The organism is Mesorhizobium sp. M0761 (assembly GCF_040320205.1).
In the GTDB taxonomy this organism is placed as follows: domain Bacteria; phylum Pseudomonadota; class Alphaproteobacteria; order Rhizobiales; family Rhizobiaceae; genus Mesorhizobium.
The window spans coordinates 38598-56519 of sequence record NZ_JAMYPF010000003.1 but is presented as its reverse complement, the minus strand read 5'-3'; the positions used below and the strand labels follow the sequence as shown (position 1 = coordinate 56519).

General features: G+C 62.9%; 18 protein-coding genes. 12 read left to right on the top strand and 6 right to left on the bottom strand.

Annotation, left to right across the window (positions count from 1 at the left end; translation table 11 throughout):
* The first annotated feature begins 64 nt into the window (after window positions 1-64).
* The 9 genes from NKI32_RS05590 (at window position 65) to NKI32_RS05550 (ending at window position 8433) form a co-directional block, all read left to right on the top strand.
* On the top strand, window positions 65-640 hold the full coding sequence (locus tag NKI32_RS05590; protein ID WP_023681777.1) for a DUF4893 domain-containing protein: 576 nt from the start codon (window positions 65-67) through the stop codon (window positions 638-640).
* A gap of 110 nt (window positions 641-750) precedes the next feature.
* Window positions 751-1533: a formyl transferase gene (locus tag NKI32_RS05585; RefSeq protein ID WP_353002181.1), complete on the top strand. Its 783-nt coding sequence runs from the start codon at window positions 751-753 to the stop codon at window positions 1531-1533.
* A gap of 188 nt (window positions 1534-1721) precedes the next feature.
* Window positions 1722-2024 (top strand): virulence factor, encoded by a 303-nt coding sequence (locus tag NKI32_RS05580; RefSeq protein ID WP_023670397.1) that lies wholly within the window; start codon window positions 1722-1724, stop codon window positions 2022-2024.
* Complete coding sequence (locus NKI32_RS05575) at window positions 2017-2640, top strand: methylenetetrahydrofolate reductase C-terminal domain-containing protein (RefSeq protein WP_023681779.1); 624 nt, start codon at window positions 2017-2019, stop codon at window positions 2638-2640. The genes NKI32_RS05580 and NKI32_RS05575 overlap by 8 nt, the downstream gene beginning before the upstream one ends.
* A complete protein-coding gene (locus tag NKI32_RS05570; RefSeq protein ID WP_353002179.1) occupies window positions 2637-3728 on the top strand; it encodes a methylenetetrahydrofolate reductase in 1092 nt (363 codons plus the stop codon). The genes NKI32_RS05575 and NKI32_RS05570 overlap by 4 nt, the downstream gene beginning before the upstream one ends.
* An 80-nt stretch (window positions 3729-3808) precedes the next feature.
* On the top strand, window positions 3809-4783 hold the full coding sequence (locus NKI32_RS05565; RefSeq protein WP_023681781.1) for a methyltetrahydrofolate cobalamin methyltransferase: 975 nt from the start codon (window positions 3809-3811) through the stop codon (window positions 4781-4783).
* Window positions 4734-6863 carry an ASKHA domain-containing protein gene (locus NKI32_RS05560; RefSeq protein ID WP_032905612.1) on the top strand — a complete coding sequence of 710 codons (2130 nt, stop codon included), beginning with the start codon at window positions 4734-4736 and terminating at the stop codon, window positions 6861-6863. The genes NKI32_RS05565 and NKI32_RS05560 overlap by 50 nt, the downstream gene beginning before the upstream one ends.
* A 186-nt stretch (window positions 6864-7049) precedes the next feature.
* Window positions 7050-7217, top strand: coding sequence for a hypothetical protein (locus tag NKI32_RS05555; RefSeq protein WP_196813564.1), 168 nt, complete (start codon window positions 7050-7052; stop codon window positions 7215-7217).
* A 250-nt stretch (window positions 7218-7467) separates the two neighbouring features.
* Window positions 7468-8433 (top strand): alpha/beta hydrolase, encoded by a 966-nt coding sequence (locus NKI32_RS05550; RefSeq protein ID WP_353002178.1) that lies wholly within the window; start codon window positions 7468-7470, stop codon window positions 8431-8433.
* A gap of 125 nt (window positions 8434-8558) precedes the next feature.
* Here the strand turns inward: NKI32_RS05550 and NKI32_RS05545 are convergent, their stop codons facing one another.
* Window positions 8559-9458, bottom strand: a complete 900-nt coding sequence (locus tag NKI32_RS05545) for a LysR substrate-binding domain-containing protein (RefSeq protein ID WP_023670389.1) — start codon at window positions 9456-9458, stop codon at window positions 8559-8561.
* A gap of 202 nt (window positions 9459-9660) precedes the next feature.
* Between NKI32_RS05545 and NKI32_RS05540 the strand changes: the two genes are divergently transcribed.
* From NKI32_RS05540 to NKI32_RS05530, 3 genes are all read left to right on the top strand, one after another.
* Window positions 9661-9846 (top strand): hypothetical protein, encoded by a 186-nt coding sequence (locus tag NKI32_RS05540; protein WP_023681786.1) that lies wholly within the window; start codon window positions 9661-9663, stop codon window positions 9844-9846.
* A gap of 363 nt (window positions 9847-10209) precedes the next feature.
* Window positions 10210-10344 (top strand): hypothetical protein, encoded by a 135-nt coding sequence (locus tag NKI32_RS05535; protein ID WP_023681787.1) that lies wholly within the window; start codon window positions 10210-10212, stop codon window positions 10342-10344.
* A gap of 349 nt (window positions 10345-10693) precedes the next feature.
* Entirely contained in the window at window positions 10694-11632 is a 939-nt protein-coding gene (locus tag NKI32_RS05530; RefSeq protein WP_348524244.1) for a GlxA family transcriptional regulator, read from the top strand.
* Between the two features lie 13 nt (window positions 11633-11645).
* Here the strand turns inward: NKI32_RS05530 and NKI32_RS05525 are convergent, their stop codons facing one another.
* The 5 genes from NKI32_RS05525 to NKI32_RS05505 form a co-directional block, all read right to left on the bottom strand.
* The gene (locus NKI32_RS05525; protein ID WP_023696446.1) at window positions 11646-12443 is read right to left on the bottom strand and encodes an ABC transporter ATP-binding protein; all 798 of its coding nucleotides are present in this window, start codon (window positions 12441-12443) and stop codon (window positions 11646-11648) included.
* Window positions 12440-13213: an ABC transporter permease gene (locus NKI32_RS05520; RefSeq protein WP_023688107.1), complete on the bottom strand. Its 774-nt coding sequence runs from the start codon at window positions 13211-13213 to the stop codon at window positions 12440-12442. Before NKI32_RS05520 ends, NKI32_RS05525 begins: the two co-directional genes overlap by 4 nt.
* A gap of 91 nt (window positions 13214-13304) precedes the next feature.
* On the bottom strand, window positions 13305-14255 hold the full coding sequence (locus NKI32_RS05515; RefSeq protein WP_023688106.1) for an ABC transporter substrate-binding protein: 951 nt from the start codon (window positions 14253-14255) through the stop codon (window positions 13305-13307).
* 99 nt (window positions 14256-14354) lie between these two features.
* On the bottom strand, window positions 14355-15200 hold the full coding sequence (locus NKI32_RS05510) for a DUF1194 domain-containing protein (RefSeq protein WP_023691008.1): 846 nt from the start codon (window positions 15198-15200) through the stop codon (window positions 14355-14357).
* A 90-nt stretch (window positions 15201-15290) separates the two neighbouring features.
* On the bottom strand, window positions 15291-17852 hold the full coding sequence (locus NKI32_RS05505; RefSeq protein ID WP_353002177.1) for a GcvT family protein: 2562 nt from the start codon (window positions 17850-17852) through the stop codon (window positions 15291-15293).
* Window positions 17853-17922 lie beyond the last annotated feature (70 nt).

Here is a 17922-nt window from a genome sequence, read left to right as displayed (position 1 = left end):
AATGGTTAAGTTGTGAGCAACAAGCAAACAGGCTGATTCAGCCATCCGAACACGGAACGTCCCGATGACCCCTCGCGTCCTGCTCTCCGCCCTTGGCCTCCTCTGCCTCGTCTTGCCCGCTCGCGCCGACGGCGAGGTGCAGAAGATCATCACGCCTGCCGACAAGGTGCGGCTCCACAAATATGGCGAGACCCGCAAGGCGGCGCTGGCCGAGGCAAAAGCGGGAGACCCGGCTGAGGTCAGCCAACTCGACGCGCTGCTGGCAAAGCCGATAGTGGCCTTTTCCGACAAGGACCTGAGCGGCAACTGGCAATGCCGAACCATCAAGGTGGGCCTGACCGGCCCGCTGGTCATCTATGGCTGGTTCAAGTGCAAGGTCACGGACGATGGCTCCGGCTGGCAGCTGGAAAAGGTCAGCGGCTCGCAACGCACTAAGGGCCGTTTCTTCGACGATAGCGAAAAACGCGCGATCTATCTCGGCTCCGGTTATGTCAATGACAACAAGCCAAAACCCTATGGCAGCGGCCCGGAAAGCGACCAGGTCGGCTATGCCTTCCGCACCAGCGCCAATGAATGGCGCATCGAATTCCCGGCGCCCTACTACGAATCGAAACTCGACATCATCGAGTTCAAGCGCTGATCCGTTGGTCTCTCGCTGGCCGGGCGGTCATCAAGATTTAACCTCGCCCGGCACAGAATTGAGCCGGGCAGCGCACGGCAAATGGTTGCGCGCCGGCAAGAAAGCGCGCCATGGCATCAGCGGTTGAAAAAAGTGCTGCGATCGTCATCGTCACCGAAGGCGGGCCGCACATCTGGGCCATCGTCAACGCCATCGCCGACCAGTTCGGTCCTGTCAGCGTCATCCTCGAAAGCCCTGAATCCAAAAAACAATTGCTGCTCGGCCGGGCGCGCCGCCAGGGCTGGTTTTCGGCCATCGGTCAACTCGGCACGATGGTGTTGACGAGGCTCGGCAAGCGCTTCTTCGCTGGCCACGCAGAGCGGCTCATCGCCGATCAGAAGCTTGAGACCGAGCCGAAGCCGGGACAAAAGATCATCCACGTCTCCTCCGCCAACGCAGCCGATTGCCTGCAGGCGATCGCCGACATCCGCCCGGGCGTGGTGCTGCTCGCCGGCTGCCGGCTCTTGTCCCGGCAGACGCTGGCGCAAATGCCCTGCCCGGTGCTCAACTACCACGCCGGCATCGCGCCGAAATACCGCGGCATGAATGGCGGCTACTGGGCGCGGGCCTGCGGCGATCTCCACAATTTCGCCACCACCGGCCATCTGGGCGCCCCCGGCGTCGACACCGGCGGCGTGTTGAAACAGGCGCGCGGCAAGCCGGAGCCCGGCGACACTATTTCGAGCTATGCGTTGCGCCAGGCGGCGTTCTCGCGTGACATCTGCGTCGAGGCGGTCCGCGGGGCCTTGGACGGAAAGTTGGCCACGATCAAGCCGGACCTGCCCTCAAAACAATGGTACCACCCGACGATCTGGTTCTATCTCTGGACCGGCCTGACCAAGCGGGTTTGGTAGCCAGCCTTCCCTCGGAATCTCGCCTTTCTTTTTGCGACGTCCAATAGCGTCGCTTTTGAATGCGCGCGCGTCGTCCCATAACAAGCAGCCCCACTGCGCATCCGGCAATGCTCGCACCTGCTGGACAAAGTGGTGGAGCGTCGTTTCCCTCATGGACGCACGGCGCTCTACAGGGAGTGAGAGAATTCATGGCCGATCTGATCGTCGTCTATTGGCGCGACATCCCCGCCCAGGTCATCGTCAAGAAGGGCCGGCAGAACGCCAAGCGCGAACTGCCGCTGCGCTTCACCGAGGCGATCGATATGTGCGCCATGCGCACCGGCGCCGGCGGCACCGACGATTACCTCGCCGAATGGCGCAAGGCCGATCCGATCCCGGTCGGCGACGACCTCGAAGCCGAGGTCGAGAAGGCATTCAGCGACATCGACGCGAAATACGACCGCGAGCGGCTGGTCGCTCTAGTCAAGGCAGGCGGGAAAGAAAATGTCTGAAACCACTCCTGCCAAAGAAGGGCCAAGGGTTACCCAGCCGTTTACCCAGGCCACGCAGGTCAAGAAGGCAGCGCCGAAATCCGACTACAAGCCGGCCGACGTGTCGCCGCAGCGGCGCGTGCAGCGGTCGTTTGCCATCAGGCTGTGGTCCATTCGGCACTCGCGATTGCTCGAATGGTTCTACTCCAGGTTCGCCGACATGTTCCTGCTTCTTCATCCGCTTTGGAAAGGCCTCGGCTATGGGCGCGTCGAGGCGCCGATCAAGTTTGTCGAAAGGCGCGTCAAGGGCTTCATGTTCGACTGCCGCATGTGCGGCCAGTGCATCCTGTCCTCGACCGGCATGTCGTGCCCGATGAACTGCCCCAAGCAGCTGCGCAACGGCCCTTGCGGCGGTGTGCGCGCCAACGGCAATTGCGAGGTCGAGCCCGATATGCCTTGCGTCTGGGTTAAGGCCTGGGAAGGCTCGCGGAACATGGAGCATGGCGACAGGATCCTGACCGTGCAGAAGCCGGTCGACCAGTCGCTGCGCGAAACCTCGGCCTGGCTGCGGGTGACGGCCCAGTCGGCAGCGGCCCGTGAAGCAGCGGCCAAAGCCAACACTGGAGCGGCCGCGTGATCGGCCGCCAGCGCGATGAAAACCCGGCCGGCATCCATCTGCCGCTCGATCCGCTGCCCGGCCACTCCTCGCGTGGCCGGCTGGAGCGTGTGCTGCGGCGCGGCGAATTCGCGGTCACCACCGAGCTCAACCCGCCCGACAGCGCCGATCCCGAAGACGTCTATAACCGCGCGAAAATCTTCGACGGCTGGGTCGACGCCATCAATGCCGTCGATGCCTCCGGCGCCAACTGCCACATGTCGTCGGTCGGCATCTGCGCGCTTTTGACCCGCATGGGTTACGCGCCGATCATGCAGATCGCCTGCCGCGACAGGAACCGCATCGCGATCCAGGGCGACGTGCTGGGCGGTGCCGCCATGGGCGTCGCCAACATGCTGTGCCTCACCGGCGACGGCGTCCAGGCCGGCGACCAGCCCGGCGCCAAGCCTGTCTTCGACCTCGATTCCATGTCGTTGCTCGAAACCTGCCGCATCATGCGCGACAACGGCAAGTTCCTGTCCGGCCGCAAGTTGACGACGCCGCCGCACATTTTCCTCGGCGCCGCCGTCAACCCCTTCGCGCCACCCTTCGATTTCCGCCCGATCCATCTCGGCAAGAAGATCGCCGCCGGCGCGCAGTTCGTGCAGACGCAATACTGCTTCGACGTGCCGATGTTCAGAACCTTCATGCAGAGGGCGCGGGACTTGGGGCATACGGAAAAAGTTTTCATCCTGTGCGGCGTCGGCCCGCTGGCTTCGGCCAAGACGGCCAAATGGATCCGCTCCAACGTGCCGGGCATTCATATTCCCGACGCCATCATCAAGCGGCTGGAAGGTGCGCAGGACCAGAAGAAGGAAGGCAAGCAGCTCTGCACCGACATCATCAACGAGGTGAAGGAAATTCCTGGTGTCTCCGGCATCCATGTGATGGCCTACCGCCAGGAGGAATATGTCGCCGAGATCGTCGATGAATCGGGTGTGCTGAAAGGCCGCCAGCCATGGAAACGCGAGATCCGCCACGACGATCAGATGGTCGCCGACCGGCTCGAGAGCATACTGCACGACGACATTACCGAAACGCAGGTGGATATGGTGAAGACCGCGCACTGACAGCGCGGACGGCCAGCCATTCGCTTGAATGAAACCAGACAACGATATAAAGAAATCTTTATATCAGGCGGAGAGACTTCATGACCCGGACCATCGTCGCCTCGGCGACACGAGAGATCATCATCGGCTTCGACCAGCCTTTCTGCGTCATCGGCGAGCGCATCAACCCGACCGGCCGCAAGAAGCTGGCCGCCGAGATGATCGCCGGCAATTTCGAGACCGTCGTCAAGGATGCGCTGGAACAGGCCGCCTGCGGCGCCACCATGCTCGACGTCAATGCCGGCGTCACCTCCGTTAATCCGAACGAAACCGAACCCGGCCTGCTCGTGCAGACGCTGGAGATCGTCCAGGGCCTTGTCGACTTGCCGTTGTCGATCGACTCGTCGGTGACCGCCGCCATCGAGGCAGCGCTCAAGGTCGCCAAGGGCCGGCCGCTGGTCAACTCCGTGACCGGCGAAGAGGAAAAGCTCGAAGCCATCCTGCCGCTGGTCAAGAAGTACAACGTTCCGGTCGTCGCCATCTCCAACGACGAGACCGGCATTTCGATGGATCCGGATGTGCGCTTCGCCGTCGCCAAGAAGATCGTGCAGCGCTGCGCCGATTTCGGCATTCCTGCGCATGACGTCGTCGTTGACCCGCTGGTGATGCCGATCGGCGCGCTCGGCGATGCCGGCCGCCAGGTCTTCGCGTTGCTGCGCCGTCTGCGCGAAGAGCTCAAGGTCAACACCACTTGCGGCCTGTCCAACATTTCGTTCGGCCTGCCGCACCGCCACGGCATCAACGCCGCCTTCATCCCGATGGTGATCGGCGCCGGCATGACTAGCGCTATCATGAACCCGGTTCGCCCGCAGGAAATGGAAGCCGTGCGCGGCGCCAATGTGCTCAACGGCACCGACGAGAACTGCACCAACTGGATCCGCACCTACAAGGATTACAAACCGGCCGAAGGCGGCCAGGCGGTCGCAGCGCCCACCGCCGTTAACGCTCCGGGCGAAGGCGGCGGCAATGGCGGTCGCCGGCGCGGCGGCCGTGAAGCCCGCATGGCCAGGGGATAAGCGCGCAATCGTGAATTCGCCTGCAAACATTACCGATCCGCTCGTGCTGTTCATGCCGTCAGGCAAGCGCGGGCGGTTTCCCGTCGGCACACCGGTGCTCGATGCCGCACGTCAGCTCGGCGTCTATGTCGAGAGCGTCTGCGGTGGCCGCGCCACCTGCGGTCGCTGCCAGATCGAAGTGCAGGAAGGCAATTTCGCCAAGCACAAGATCGTCTCGTCCAACGACCACATCTCGCCCAAGGGCGCCAAGGAAGAGCGCTATGAGCGCGTCCGCGGCCTGCCCGAGCGGCGCCGCCTGTCCTGCTCGGCGCAGATTCTCGGCGACCTCGTCATCGACGTGCCGCAGGACACGGTCATCAACGCCCAGACCATCCGCAAGGATGCCGACACGCGCGTCATCGCCCGCGATGCGGCGATCCGCATGTGCTATGTCGAGATCGAAGAGCCCGACATGCACAAGCCGCTGGGCGATCTCGACCGCCTCAAGATCGCCTTGATGAAGGATTGGGGCTTTAAAAACCTCGAATTCGACTTCTACCTGATGCCGCAGGTGCAAGGCATACTGCGCAAGGGTAACTGGACCGCGACCGCGGCCATCCACAAGGATGCCGAAAGCGACATCGCCCGCGTCATAGCACTCTGGCCCGGCCTCAAGAACGAGGCCTATGGACTGGCCTGCGACATCGGCTCGACCACCATCGCCATGCATCTGGTGTCGTTGCTGTCGGGCCGCGTCGCCGCTTCGTCGGGCACCTCCAACCCGCAGATCCGCTTCGGCGAGGATCTGATGAGCCGTGTCTCCTATGTGATGATGAACCCGGACGGCCGCGAAGGCATGACGGTCGCCGTGCGCGAGGCGATCTCGGGCCTGGTCGACAAGGTCTGCGCGGAAGGCAATGTCCAGCGCAACGACATCCTGGATTCCGTCTTTGTCGGCAATCCGATCATGCACCATCTGTTCCTCGGCATCGATCCGACCGAACTCGGCGGCGCGCCCTTCGCGCTCGCCGTCTCGGGCGCCGTGCGCATCAAGGCCTCCGATATCGGCCTGAAGCTCAACCAGGGCGCCCGCCTCTATATGCTGCCCTGTATTGCCGGCCATGTCGGCGCCGATGCGGCGGCGGTGACGCTGTCGGAAGGCCCGCACCGCCAGGACGAGATGATGCTGATCGTCGATGTCGGCACCAATGCCGAGATCGTGCTTGGCAACCGCAAGCGGGTGGTCGCAGCCTCCTCGCCCACCGGCCCGGCCTTCGAGGGCGCCGAAATCTCCGGCGGCCAACGTGCCGCCCCCGGCGCAATCGAGCGCGTGCGCATCGACCCCGATACGCTGGAGCCGAAATACCGCGTCATCGGCTCTGAACTCTGGTCCGACGATCCCGGCTTCCTCGACAGCGTGCAGGCGACCGGCGTCACCGGCATTTGCGGCTCCGGCATCATCGAGATCGTGGCCGAAATGTACCTCGCCGGCATCATCTCCGAGGATGGAGTGATCGACGGGTCGCTGGCCGAGCGGTCGCCGCGCGTCACGGTCAACGGCCGCACCTTCTCTTATGTCTTGAAGGAAGGCGAACCCAAGATCACCATCACCCAGACCGACGTGCGCGCCATCCAGCTTGCCAAGGCCGCGCTCTATGCCGGCACCAAGCTTCTGATGGAAAAGCAGAACACCGAGCACGTCGACCGCATCCATTTCGCCGGCGCCTTCGGCTCGTTCATCGATCCGAAATACGCCATGGTGCTCGGCCTGATCCCGGATTGCGACCTCGACAAGGTCTCGGCCGTCGGCAACGCCGCCGGCGCCGGTGCGCGCATGGCCCTGCTCAATCGCGGCTATCGCCGCGAAATCGAGGATACCGTCAGCCACATCGAGAAGATCGAGACCGCACTGGAGCCGAAATTCCAGGAGCATTTCGTCTACGCGATGGCGCTTCCCAACAAGGTCGATCCGTTCCCGAAACTGTCGGCGGCGGTGAAATTGCCGCCACGCAAGACCGTCAGCGAGGATGGCGTCGCCGGCGACGCCGCCCCGCGACGGCGTTCGCGTGAAGGCCATGCCGCCAGGCGCAGCCGGGAATAAGCCGCCTTACGAAGGCCGCCAATTCGACCAATTTCATTTGTATGCAAATGTTTCCAGATCGCACCGATCTGGAAACCGAAACGCTGTTTTGGCGCAATACGTCCGATACAGACGTGAAGCATTTAACGGACATCGAATGGCGGACCGGACTATTCCGCCGCCACAACGCTCCAAAGGAGAATAGAGATGTTCGAGACCCTCGGCCGTTTTCGTGCGGCCATGAAGAATGCACAGGCCGTGCGCGCCATGAACAACCTGCCACCCGAAATCCAGAAGGACATCGGCTGGCCCGTGTCGCCGCGCATCGACGCCCAGACCAACCTGTCGCGCCTGATCCTGGGCTCGGGCCGCTGATGACCTTCGCCGACAAGTGCAAATTGCTGACTAAGCGCCGGGGCCGCCGCATGGTCCCGGCCGCGACCGACATCAAGCTGCGCGCCGCGCTGCTGCCCCGGCGCTGAGCCGCGCTGCGCAGAGCCGCGGACGTGGCTGATCAAACAACCGTGTTGGCTTGGGCCAGAATCTTGACATTTCGGCTGGAGGTACGATTTTCGGGATAGTGGGGAATTCTCTTAGTCAGCTGCTGCCGAGCTTGTGTACGCGAATGCCCAGTTTCAAAAGCCACCTCGTTTCCTTCATCCTCCGGCACAGCCGCAAGAAGGCATTTGCCAGCCCGGAAAACCTGCAGCGCTGGATCGCCTATGCGCGCAAGACCGAGGATCATCGTCCCGCGGCATTGCTGCGGGAGCGGCTCGATATCACCGAGCGCAGCGTCGATGGCTTCCCTGTCTATGAAATCGCGCCGAAGGCCGGCGAACGCAGGCGCATCCTCTACATGCATGGCGGCGCCTATGTCTTCCAGATCACATCCTATCATTGGGGGTTGGTCGCCGAGGTGGCCGAGCGCTTGGGTTTCGGCATCACCGTGCCGATCTATCCCATCGCGCCGGAGCATGATTTCCACGCCATGTTCGGCATGGTCGGCGACGTCTACCGGCAGATGCTGGATGAGACCGACGCTGAAGACATCGTCTTCATGGGCGATTCCGCGGGCGGCAACATGGCCGTCGTGCTGACCATGATGGCGGCTGAGGAAGGCCTGCCCTTGCCGTCGCGCCACGTGCTGATTTCACCCGGCCTCGACATGTCGCTGTCCAACCCCGAAGTGTTCGAGGCGGAACGCAACGATCCGTGGCTCGGCATTTCCGGCGGGCTGGAAGCGATCCGCATGTACAGTGCCGGCATCGATCGCAGGGACTGGCATATCAGTCCGCTCTATGGCGACCTCTCGGTGCTGCCGCAGACCCTGCTTCTGACCGGCTCGCACGACCTGCTCAGCCCCGACAATCTGATCTTCGCCAAAAAGGCACGCGCTGCCGGCGTCGATATCGACGTCGTCTACGAGGAAGGCATGTTCCACGTCTGGCCGCTGATCGAGATGCCGGAGGCGCGTCGCGCCAGGGACAGCATCGTCGCCTTCCTTGAAGGTGAGCCCACCAAGCGGCGCGCAACTGCGCGGCGCACGGCGCGACCCGCTCTCGCGGCGCGCCCCGCCCAAGCAGCGGAATAGCAGAGCAATTCCAGGAAAAGTGTAAAACGGTTTTCCCGGGAAATGCGTGTAGCGCTTTCCCTTGGGAATTGTGTCAAAACAAGGAGTTAGAGCGGCTCGCCGTTTCCGTGAAACGGTGAACTGCTCTAGAACTTGCCGGTTTCGCGGAACAGCTCGAACGTCGCACGGATATGGTCGGCGACGGCCTTGACCGGCGCGCTGGCGTCCGGCGACACCACCATCGCCAGATTGTAGGTGCCGATATCGGGCATGCCGTCCTTCGGGCAAAGCTCGACCATGTCGTTGCCCAGGAACGATTTCGGCAACGGTGCAACCGCGAGATCCGACATGATGGCGGCGCGCTGGCCGGCCGTGTGGGCGCTCATATAGGCGATGCGGTAATTGCGGCCTTCACGGCTCAGCGCATCGAGCGCGCCGGCCCGCCAGGCGCAGCCCTCTTCCCACAGCGACACCGGCAAAGGCTCGCGCAGATGCGCGCTGCCGCCCTTGGCGCCGGCCCAGACGATCGGCTCGGTGAGCAGCACCTCGGCGCCGAGTGCGCTGGTCTTGTAGGAATTGGTCAGCAGCGTGATGTCGAGCGCCCGGTCGTCCATGCGGCGGCGCAGATTGCTGCTCTGGTCGATGGTGACGTCGACGGCAATCGACGGATGCGACTGCGCGAAACGCTTCAGCACATGCGGCAACACGCGCTCGCCATAGTCGTCCGGCGAGCCGAGCCGCACCACGCCGACGATCTCGGGGATGATGAACTTCGACACCACCTCGCGGTTGATCGACAACAGCCGGCGGGCATAACCGAGCAGCATCTCGCCATCCGTGGTCAGCGTCACCGAGCGCGCATCCCGCGCGAAAACAGAGCGCCCGAGAATGTCCTCGAGCTTCTTGATCTGCATGGAGACCGCCGACGGCGTGCGGAACACCGCATTGGCCGCCGTGGTGAAACTGCCGGTCTCTGCAATGGCCACGAAGGTGCGCAAAACGTCGAGATCGAGCAGCGGCAGCGGATGATTGAGTGGGGCGTTCATCGGGATCGACCTTCAATTTTTCTGATGTGAAGCATCATTCCATTTCGTTTGATTGAACATCAGATTGGGAGGATAGTCAACTCCATCGAAGGCAGGACGTGCCATGGCTCCAACGCTCCTGACACGGAATTGCACTCGATGCGGAATATCCAGGCGACGGAACGCGTTCATGCGGGACGTGCCACAACCAAAGGAGAATGAAATGTCTATCCTGTCATCCATCGGTCGGCTTGCGACCGAATTGAGCGCGGCCCGCGCCCGCTTCCAGACCGAACGTGCGATCCGCTCGCTGCCGATCGAACTGCAGAAGGATATCGGCTGGCCTGAAGCTGCCGACACCAAGACCGGTGCACGCCACGGCGTCGGATCCTGGGCTGGAGCAAAGTAAACCATTGTGTACCTTGTGCTGAAGGCCTGCCGCGCAGACCAGCCCGGCAGGCCTTCTCTATTGGCCCTGCAGGCTTTCTCCAACTTATTTGCACTCAAATGATTTTCAGAGCCGTGTCGCCGCTGCATGGCGCATATGCGTCACTTGCATGGCGCCTCAATGTCGCCGGTAACACACTGTAAGTAATCGTAAATTTTGGGCACCATGCCCAATAATGTCGCAAACGATGTCGCATTTCCATTCAAGCGCTTCGCATTTGCGATTTAGTTTCTGCTCACGCAGGCCTATATCACCGTCAGCAAACGAGCTGCCCCACTCCATCAAGCGAAGGCGACCCGTCTGAGCAACCGATAGGAGATGATGATGAAGCTTTTTGCCCGCCTCTTTGCCCGCCGCGAAATGAACCTGACGACCGCTCTCGAGCGCCAGCGCCTTGCCAATACCATGCCCGGCCAGACCGGTGCCATGAATGCGGTGCGCCTCGGTTTCGTTGCCTGAGATAACGGCTAGCGCTCAGCGCTTCCCTGCCGCTGCCGATAGTCGATAACAGCGCCGCTTCGGCTTGACCGAAGCGGCGTTTCTCATTTTTGGCACCTATGCCGCCGCCACCATGCCCAATCCGTCGGCAGCCCGTGCCTGTCATCCCGGACGATTGCTCATTTGCGACCCATGTCGCAAATATAGTTTCCGCTTAGCCCCCTAGCCGATTGACAGGAATGGTTTTTCCTGATGTCGCTGTGCTGTTCGCGACATCCTGTTCGCGCCATGGCCGCGTGAGGTTCCCTTGAACGCCGTAAAGCATCCGATCAAGCGATCGTTTGTATTCTTCCTTGTCCCGGACTTCACCATGATCGCCTTTGCGACGGCGCTCGACCCGCTGCGCTCGGCCAACCGCATGCTCGGCTATGAGGCCTATCGCTGGCGCCTCGCCAGCATCGACGGCAAGCCGGTGCGCGCCTCCAACGGCGTCGAATGCGCCGTCAACACCTCGCTCGAGGAAGAGCGCAAGAAAATGGCCGGGCCGGATCGGCCGAACATGGCCATCGTCTGCAGCGGCATGAATGTCGAGCGCTACCAGAATAGGTCGGCCTTCGCCTGGCTGCGCGAGGAATACAACAGAGGCGTCGCCGTCGGCGGCCTGTGCACCGGCGCGCATATCCTTGCCGCCGCCGGCCTGCTCTCCAACAAGCGCTGCGCCATCCATTGGGAAAACCTGCCGGGCTTTTCCGAGGCCTTTCCCAAGGCCAACGTCTTTGCCGACCTCTTCGAGATCGACCAGAACATCTACACCTGCGCCGGCGGCACCGCCGCCCTCGACATGATGCTCAAGCTGATCGGCGACGATTTCGACGACAATCTGGTCAACCGCGTGTGCGAGCAGGTGCTGACCGACCGCGTGCGCAGCCCCACCGACCGCCAGCGCCTGCCGCTGCGCGCCCGCCTCGGCGTGCAGAATTCCAAGGTGCTGACCATCATCGAACTGATGGAAGGCAATCTCTCCGAACCGCTGTCGCTGATCGAGATCGCCGACCATGTCGACCTGTCGCGCCGCCAGATCGAGCGCCTGTTCCGCACCGAGATGGGCAGATCCCCTGCCCGCTACTACTTGGAAATCCGCCTCGACCGCGCCCGGCACCTGCTGATCCAGTCCTCGATGCCGGTGGTCGAGGTAGCGGTCGCCTGCGGCTTCGTCTCGGCGTCGCATTTCTCCAAATGCTACCGCGAACTCTATGCCCGCTCGCCGCAGCAGGAGCGCGTCGACCGCAAGCAATTGCTGGCGGCCTGATCCGAAAACGCACTCAGGCTTCGGCGGGCTGCGCCTGTACTGTGCGCATCGCCTCGACGCGGATATCCTCGGTCAGCCGCGCCTTGAGCGCCGAGAACTCCCGGCTGGTCTTCAGCGTATAGTGACGCGGATGCGGCAGGTCGATGGCGACATCCGACTTGATGCGGCCTGGCCGCGCGCTCATCACGATCACCCGCGAAGCCATGAAGATCGCCTCCTCGATGTCGTGGGTGACGAACAGCACTGTCTTCTTGCGCCGCTCCCAGATGCCGAGCAGCAGTTCCTGCATCAGTCCGCGCGTCTGGTTGTCGAGCGCACCGAACGGCTCGTCCAGCAACAGGATTTCGGGGTCGTTGGCCAGCGCCCGGGCGATCGCCGTGCGCTGCTGCATGCCGCCGGACAGCTGCTTTGGCCAATGGTTCTCGAAGCCCTTGAGCCCGACGAGGTCGACATAGGAAGCGACGATCCCGTCTCGCTCCTTTTCGGCCATGCCACGTTCGCGCAGGCCGAAGGCGATATTCTGCGCCACCGTTAGCCACGGAAACAGCGTGTAGGACTGGAACACCATGCCGCGATCCGGTCCCGGCCGCGTCACCGCCTTGCCGTCGAGCAGCACACGGCCTTCGCTCGGCGCTTCCAGGCCGGCAACGATCCTGAGCAGCGTCGACTTCCCGCAGCCGGACGGCCCCAGAATGGTGATGAAGTCGTTGGCCGCGACCGCAAGGTCGACCGGCATCAGCGCCTTGACCGGCTGCCCGCCGCGCACGCCGGCGAAGGTTCGCGAGACGCCTTCGATAAGCAACTTGCTCATGCCAGGCTCCAGGGAAAGAGCCAGCGATTGAACGCCTTGAAGGCGAAGTCGGACAACAGTCCGATCAGCCCGATGACGATGATGCCGAAGATGATCTGCCCTGTCGCCAGCCGCGACTGGCTGTTGATGATCATGTAGCCGATGCCTGAGGACGAACCGATCAGCTCGGCGACGATGACATAGGTCCAGGCCCAGCCGAGCACCAGCCGCAGCGTCTCGGCAATCTCGGGCGCATTGGCCGGCATGATGACCCGTTTGACGATACCGCTGTTGGTCGAGCCCAGCGTATAGGCCGCCTCGACCAGGTCGCGCCGCGTCGAGCCCACCTTGACCGCGACGATCAGGATGATCTGGAACACCGAGCCGACGAAGATGACCAGCAGCTTTTCCAGCTCGCCAATGCCGGCCCACAGGATGAGCAGCGGAATGAAGGCCGAAGCCGGGAGGTAGCGGGCGAAGGAGACGAACGGCTCCAGAAACGCCTCTATTGGTTTCCAGGCGCCCATGGCGATGCCGATCGGCACGGCGACGATCGACGCCAGCAGGAACCCGCCGAAGACCCGCCAGATGGTGATCAATATGTCGAGCCAGAAGCGGTCCTCGACCAGCAGCCGCCAACCATCCCGCAGCATCGACAGCGGGTCGGCGAGGAAGATGCGGTTGACGTGGCCGCCAAGCGTGATCCACGCCCAGAAGGCGACGAACAGCACGAAGAAGGAAATGCCAAGCACGGTTCGAATGCCCGGCGACACCGGATGCAAGGGGCGCATCTTCAGATCGTCCGCATCGTCAAATCATCACTTGTCCAGGAGAGAGCGGCGGCCCTAGGCGCCGCCGCACAATGGTCAAAGGCGAGGCCTGTCAGTTCGCCACCGCGCTGGTGTCGGCCAGCGTGGCAACGTCTGGCGCTTCCTTGATCAACCCCATCTGCAGCAGAAGCTCGCCGGCGGTCTTGGAAAAGTCCTGGAATTCCTTGGTGAAGAACTGCTTGTTCTCCGCCTTGTCGGCCCATTTCAGGTATTTCGCCGAATCCTCGAATTCTTTCGCAGACTGCTTCACGTCGGCGCCCATGATCTCGTAGGATCTCTGCGGATCGCTCTTGATCAGGTCGAGCGCTTCGAAATAGCTGTCGGCCAGCGCCTTGGCGGCGTCGGGATTGGCGGTGAGGAATTCAGGCGTGCAGCCGACCGTGTCGAGCACCATCGGGTAGTCGAGCGTGGTCGCCAATATGTGGCCCTGATCGGACTTGTCGCGCACCGCCGAGATGAACGGCTCATAGGTGACCGCCGCATCGTTCTGGCCGGCGAGGAAGGCTTGCGCCGCCGCATCCGGTTCCAGGTTGACGACGGTCACATCCTTGGTCGACAGGCCGTTCTTGTTCAGCACCCAGGCCAGCATGAAATAGGGCGACGTGCCCGGCGCCGAGGACGCGACATTCTTGCCCTTGAGGTCGGCGACGGTCTTGATGTCGTTGCGCACGACAATGCCGTCGGCGCCATAGGATTTGTCGAGCTGGAAGATCTGCTTGGTGGTGACGCCGCTGGCGTTCCACACCAGCCAGGTCTCGACCGTGGTGGCGGCGCATTGCAGATCGCCGCTGGCGATGGCGAGCGGCCGGCTGGCCTGCGGCACCTTCTTCAGGGTCACGTCGAGGCCATGCTTCTCGAAGATGCCGGCCTGCTTGGCGAGCGTCAGCGGCGCAAAGCCGGTCCATCCGCTGATGCCGATGGTGACCGATGTGGCAGCCTCGGCCGGCACGGATATTGCAGCCGCAAGCGCCAATACCGCGGCAGCGACGATGGTCTTGTTCATGTCGGTTCCCATTGTTTTTTCGGATGCCGAATTGTGTCACAGACGCCCATGGGCTTGTCAATGAAACCGGCCCTTCACGGCAGCGTGATGATGCGAACGCTAACGGGCATCGAACATCCAGCTGCGGTCGCGCCACATCTTTTCGCCGACCTGGCAGTCGGTCGGCCGGTCCTGCGCCAGCACCACCGGCGGATGCCCGGCCTCCTCGCGCGCCCGTTGCGGCGAAGCGGCGCCGGCCAGCTCCAGCACCAGCTTGCGGCGGATGGCTTCGGGAAACTGCGTCCAGTCATTGACCGGGATCATGAAGGATCCGGGACCGCCGATGACGCAGTCGCTGTAGTAGCGGTCGAGATTGTTGACGTCATAGGCGCCGCCGAACCCGCCGCGCGTCATCAGCGGCAGGCCGTTGATGATGATGCCTTGCTTGACCACCGCGTCGCGGGTGATGTCGACGGGCGCGCCCTGGTTGTTGGGCCCGTCGCCGGAAATATCGATGACGCGCTTTGTCCCCTGAAAACCGCTTTCGGCGAACAGATCGCTGCCGAATTCCAGCGCGCCGGAAATCGAGGTGCGCCGGGCGCTGGCCGGCGGATGGGCGGAAAGCTGCGCGGCCACCCGCTCGGCATCGGCCCGGCTGGCGATCACCGTCCACGGCACGACGACCTGCTGCGTGGTCGCTCCCGCCCATTCGACATAGGTGACGGCGACCTTGCCGTAGGCGCCATCGGCGATGGCCTGCAGAACATTGTCGTGCGTCAGCGCAGCAGCATAGCCGTGACGCTGGATTTCAAGTTCGCCCGGCGACATCGACAGCGACACGTCGACGGCCAGCACCAGCTCGACGTCGACCGGCTCGGCGGCTTGAACCGGCGGCACCAGCCAGAGCCCCAGCGCCAGCGCGGCGCTGCCTGAAAGGAAATGTCGTGCGCAAGAAAAAGCAGACATACCCGAAGGTAAGCGAAAACCGGCTGCTGACAAAGCAAAAAGCCCGGCGAGGTGCCGGCTTTTCGATATGTTGGTTGGAACCGATGAAGCTCAACTCCTCGGCTTCAGATTCTCTGGATCGTAGAGCGGCTTGTAGCCGACGGCAGCCACCTCGACCGGGTAGGTCTCGCCGAAATATTCGATGGCAAACTTGCGGCCCTCCTGGGCATGGGCCCAGGGCAGATAGGCGAGGCCGATGTTCTTGCCGATGGTCGGGCCGTAGGCCATCGATGTGGTGAAGGAGCGGCGGCCGAGTTCGTCGACAAGGGTTTCGCCGGTCTTCGGATCCATCACCGGCATGGTGCCGACGGGATAGCGGGCAACACCCTTCGAATCGACGTTTTCCGTCATCACCAGCGTGCACAGGATCGCCGGCTGGTGTTCGCGGGCGCGGTATTCGACATGTTTTGCCTTGCCGCAGAAATCGTTCTCCTTGACCTTCGGTCGGGCAAGGTCGGCCTCGAGCAGATTGTACTCGGTCAACAGGTCGGCGTTCTGCAGGCGCAGGCTCTTTTCCATGCGCCGGGTGTTGGCATAGGTCTCGACGCCGAACGGCATGACCCCGGTCGAGCGCAGCGCGTCCCAAACGGCCAGGCCGTCTTCGTAACGCATATGCAGTTCCCAGCCCTGCTCGCCGACATAAGAGATGCGGAAGGCGGTGACGTCCTTGCCGCCGATCCTGACCGGCTTGATCGCCGCGAAGGGGAAGTTCTCGAGCGAGAGACCATCCGGATTTTCGACCACTTTCTGCAGCGTCGCCCGCGCGTTCGGTCCCCAGATGCCGATGGTGACGTATTTTTCCGTCACGTCGGTGATGGTGACGTCAAAGCCTTTGTCCTGCGCGGTGCGCTCCATGTAGCGGAAGTCGCGCGGACCGGCGTCGGCGCCGTCGATCAGACGGCAGCGGTCGGCCATGCGGATGACGGTGAAGTCGGCGCGCACCATGCCTTCCTCGTCGAGGAAGTGGGTGTAGATACCCTTGCCGATATTGTTGTCGCCACCAATCTTGGCCGCGCACAGCCACTCCAGCAGCGCGACATGGTCCGGCCCTTCGATGTCGTACATCGAGAAATGCGAGAGGTTGACGATGCCGCAATCCTCGCTCATCGCCAGGTGCTCGGCATTGGACACCCGCCAGAAATGGCGGTTGTCCCATTCGTTCTCACGTACGGGAACCCGGTTGCCATACTTCTCCAGCAGATGCTCGTTGGCGGCATAGCCATGCGCGCGCTCCCAACCGCCCAGCTCCATGAAGTAACCGCCAAGCTCCTTCTCGCGCTCCCAGAACGGCGAGCGGCGGATGTTGCGACCTTTGGAGAACGGCTCGCGCGGATGCACCGCTGGATTGTAGACCTTCATCGCCGTCTCGGTGCAGCGATCCCAGATGAACTGCTCTTTCGTCTGGTGCGGATAGAAGCGCGCATAGTCGATGGCGTGATGGTCGATTTCCGTGCGGCCGTCCGTCATCCAGTCGGCGATCAGCTTGCCCATGCCGGGGCCGTCCTTGACCCAGATGGCGACGGCGTACCAGAGGCCCCTCACCTTCTGGCTCTCGCCCATGGACGGGCCGCCATCGGCGGTCACCTGCAACAGGCCGTTGAAGGAATGGCTTTCATTGTAGCCGAGTTCGCCCAGGATCGGCGTCAGCTCCATGGCGCGCTCAAGCGGCGCCAGGATCTGCTCCATGTCGAGATCGCGCTGCGACGGTGACAGCCGCGCCTGATCCTTTTCCAGCAAATCGCGCGGATGGCAAAGACGCGGATTGGTCTCTTCGTAGTAACCCCATTCGATCTGGCCGCCTTCGGCGGTCTTGGGATCGCCGGTGTCGCGCATATAGGCCGAATTGCCTTGGTCGCGCAGCAGCGGCCAGCCGATCTCCTTGCCGGTACCGGCAAACTCATTGTAAGGCCCGAAGAAGGTCAGCGGATGGTCGATCGGCATCACCGGCAGGTCTTCGCCGACCATTTCGGCGATCAGCCGGCCCCAGATGCCGGCGCAGACGATGACATAGTCGGCCATGATCGTGCCGCGGTCGGTGACCACGCCCTTGATGCGGCCTTCCTCGACAATGAGGGATTTGGCCGGCGTGTTGGCGAACGACTTCAACTTGCCCGACGCTTCCGCCTTGTCGACCAGCTTGCCGGCGACGGTCTGCGAGCGCGGGATGACCAGGCCGGCGTCCGGATCCCACAGGCCGCCCTGCACCATAGACTCTTCGATCAGCGGGAATTTTTCCTTGATCTCGGCCGGTTCGATCAGCCGGGCGCGGGTGCCGAAGGATTTGGCCGAGGCGATCTTGCGCTTGATCTCGTCCATGCGGCTGTCGTCGCCGACGCGCGCCACTTCGAGGCCGCCAATGCGGGCGTAGTGGCCCATCTTCTCGTAGAAATCGATGGAGTAGAGCGTCGTCCAGCACGACAGGAAATCATGGCTCGTGGTGTAGCAGAAGTCCGAGGCATGCGCGGTCGAGCCGATATCGGTCGGGATGCCCGACTTGTCGATGCCGACAATGTCGGTCCAGCCGCGCTCGATCAGATGATGCGCGATCGACGCGCCGACAATGCCACCCAGGCCGACGATGACGACCTTCGCCTGTTTCGGAAACTCTGCCATTGCCCGCGACTCCAAGGGGATAAAGCGGGCGCGTCCGCGCCCGTTCGAATGGCGCACAATATGCAGAGGA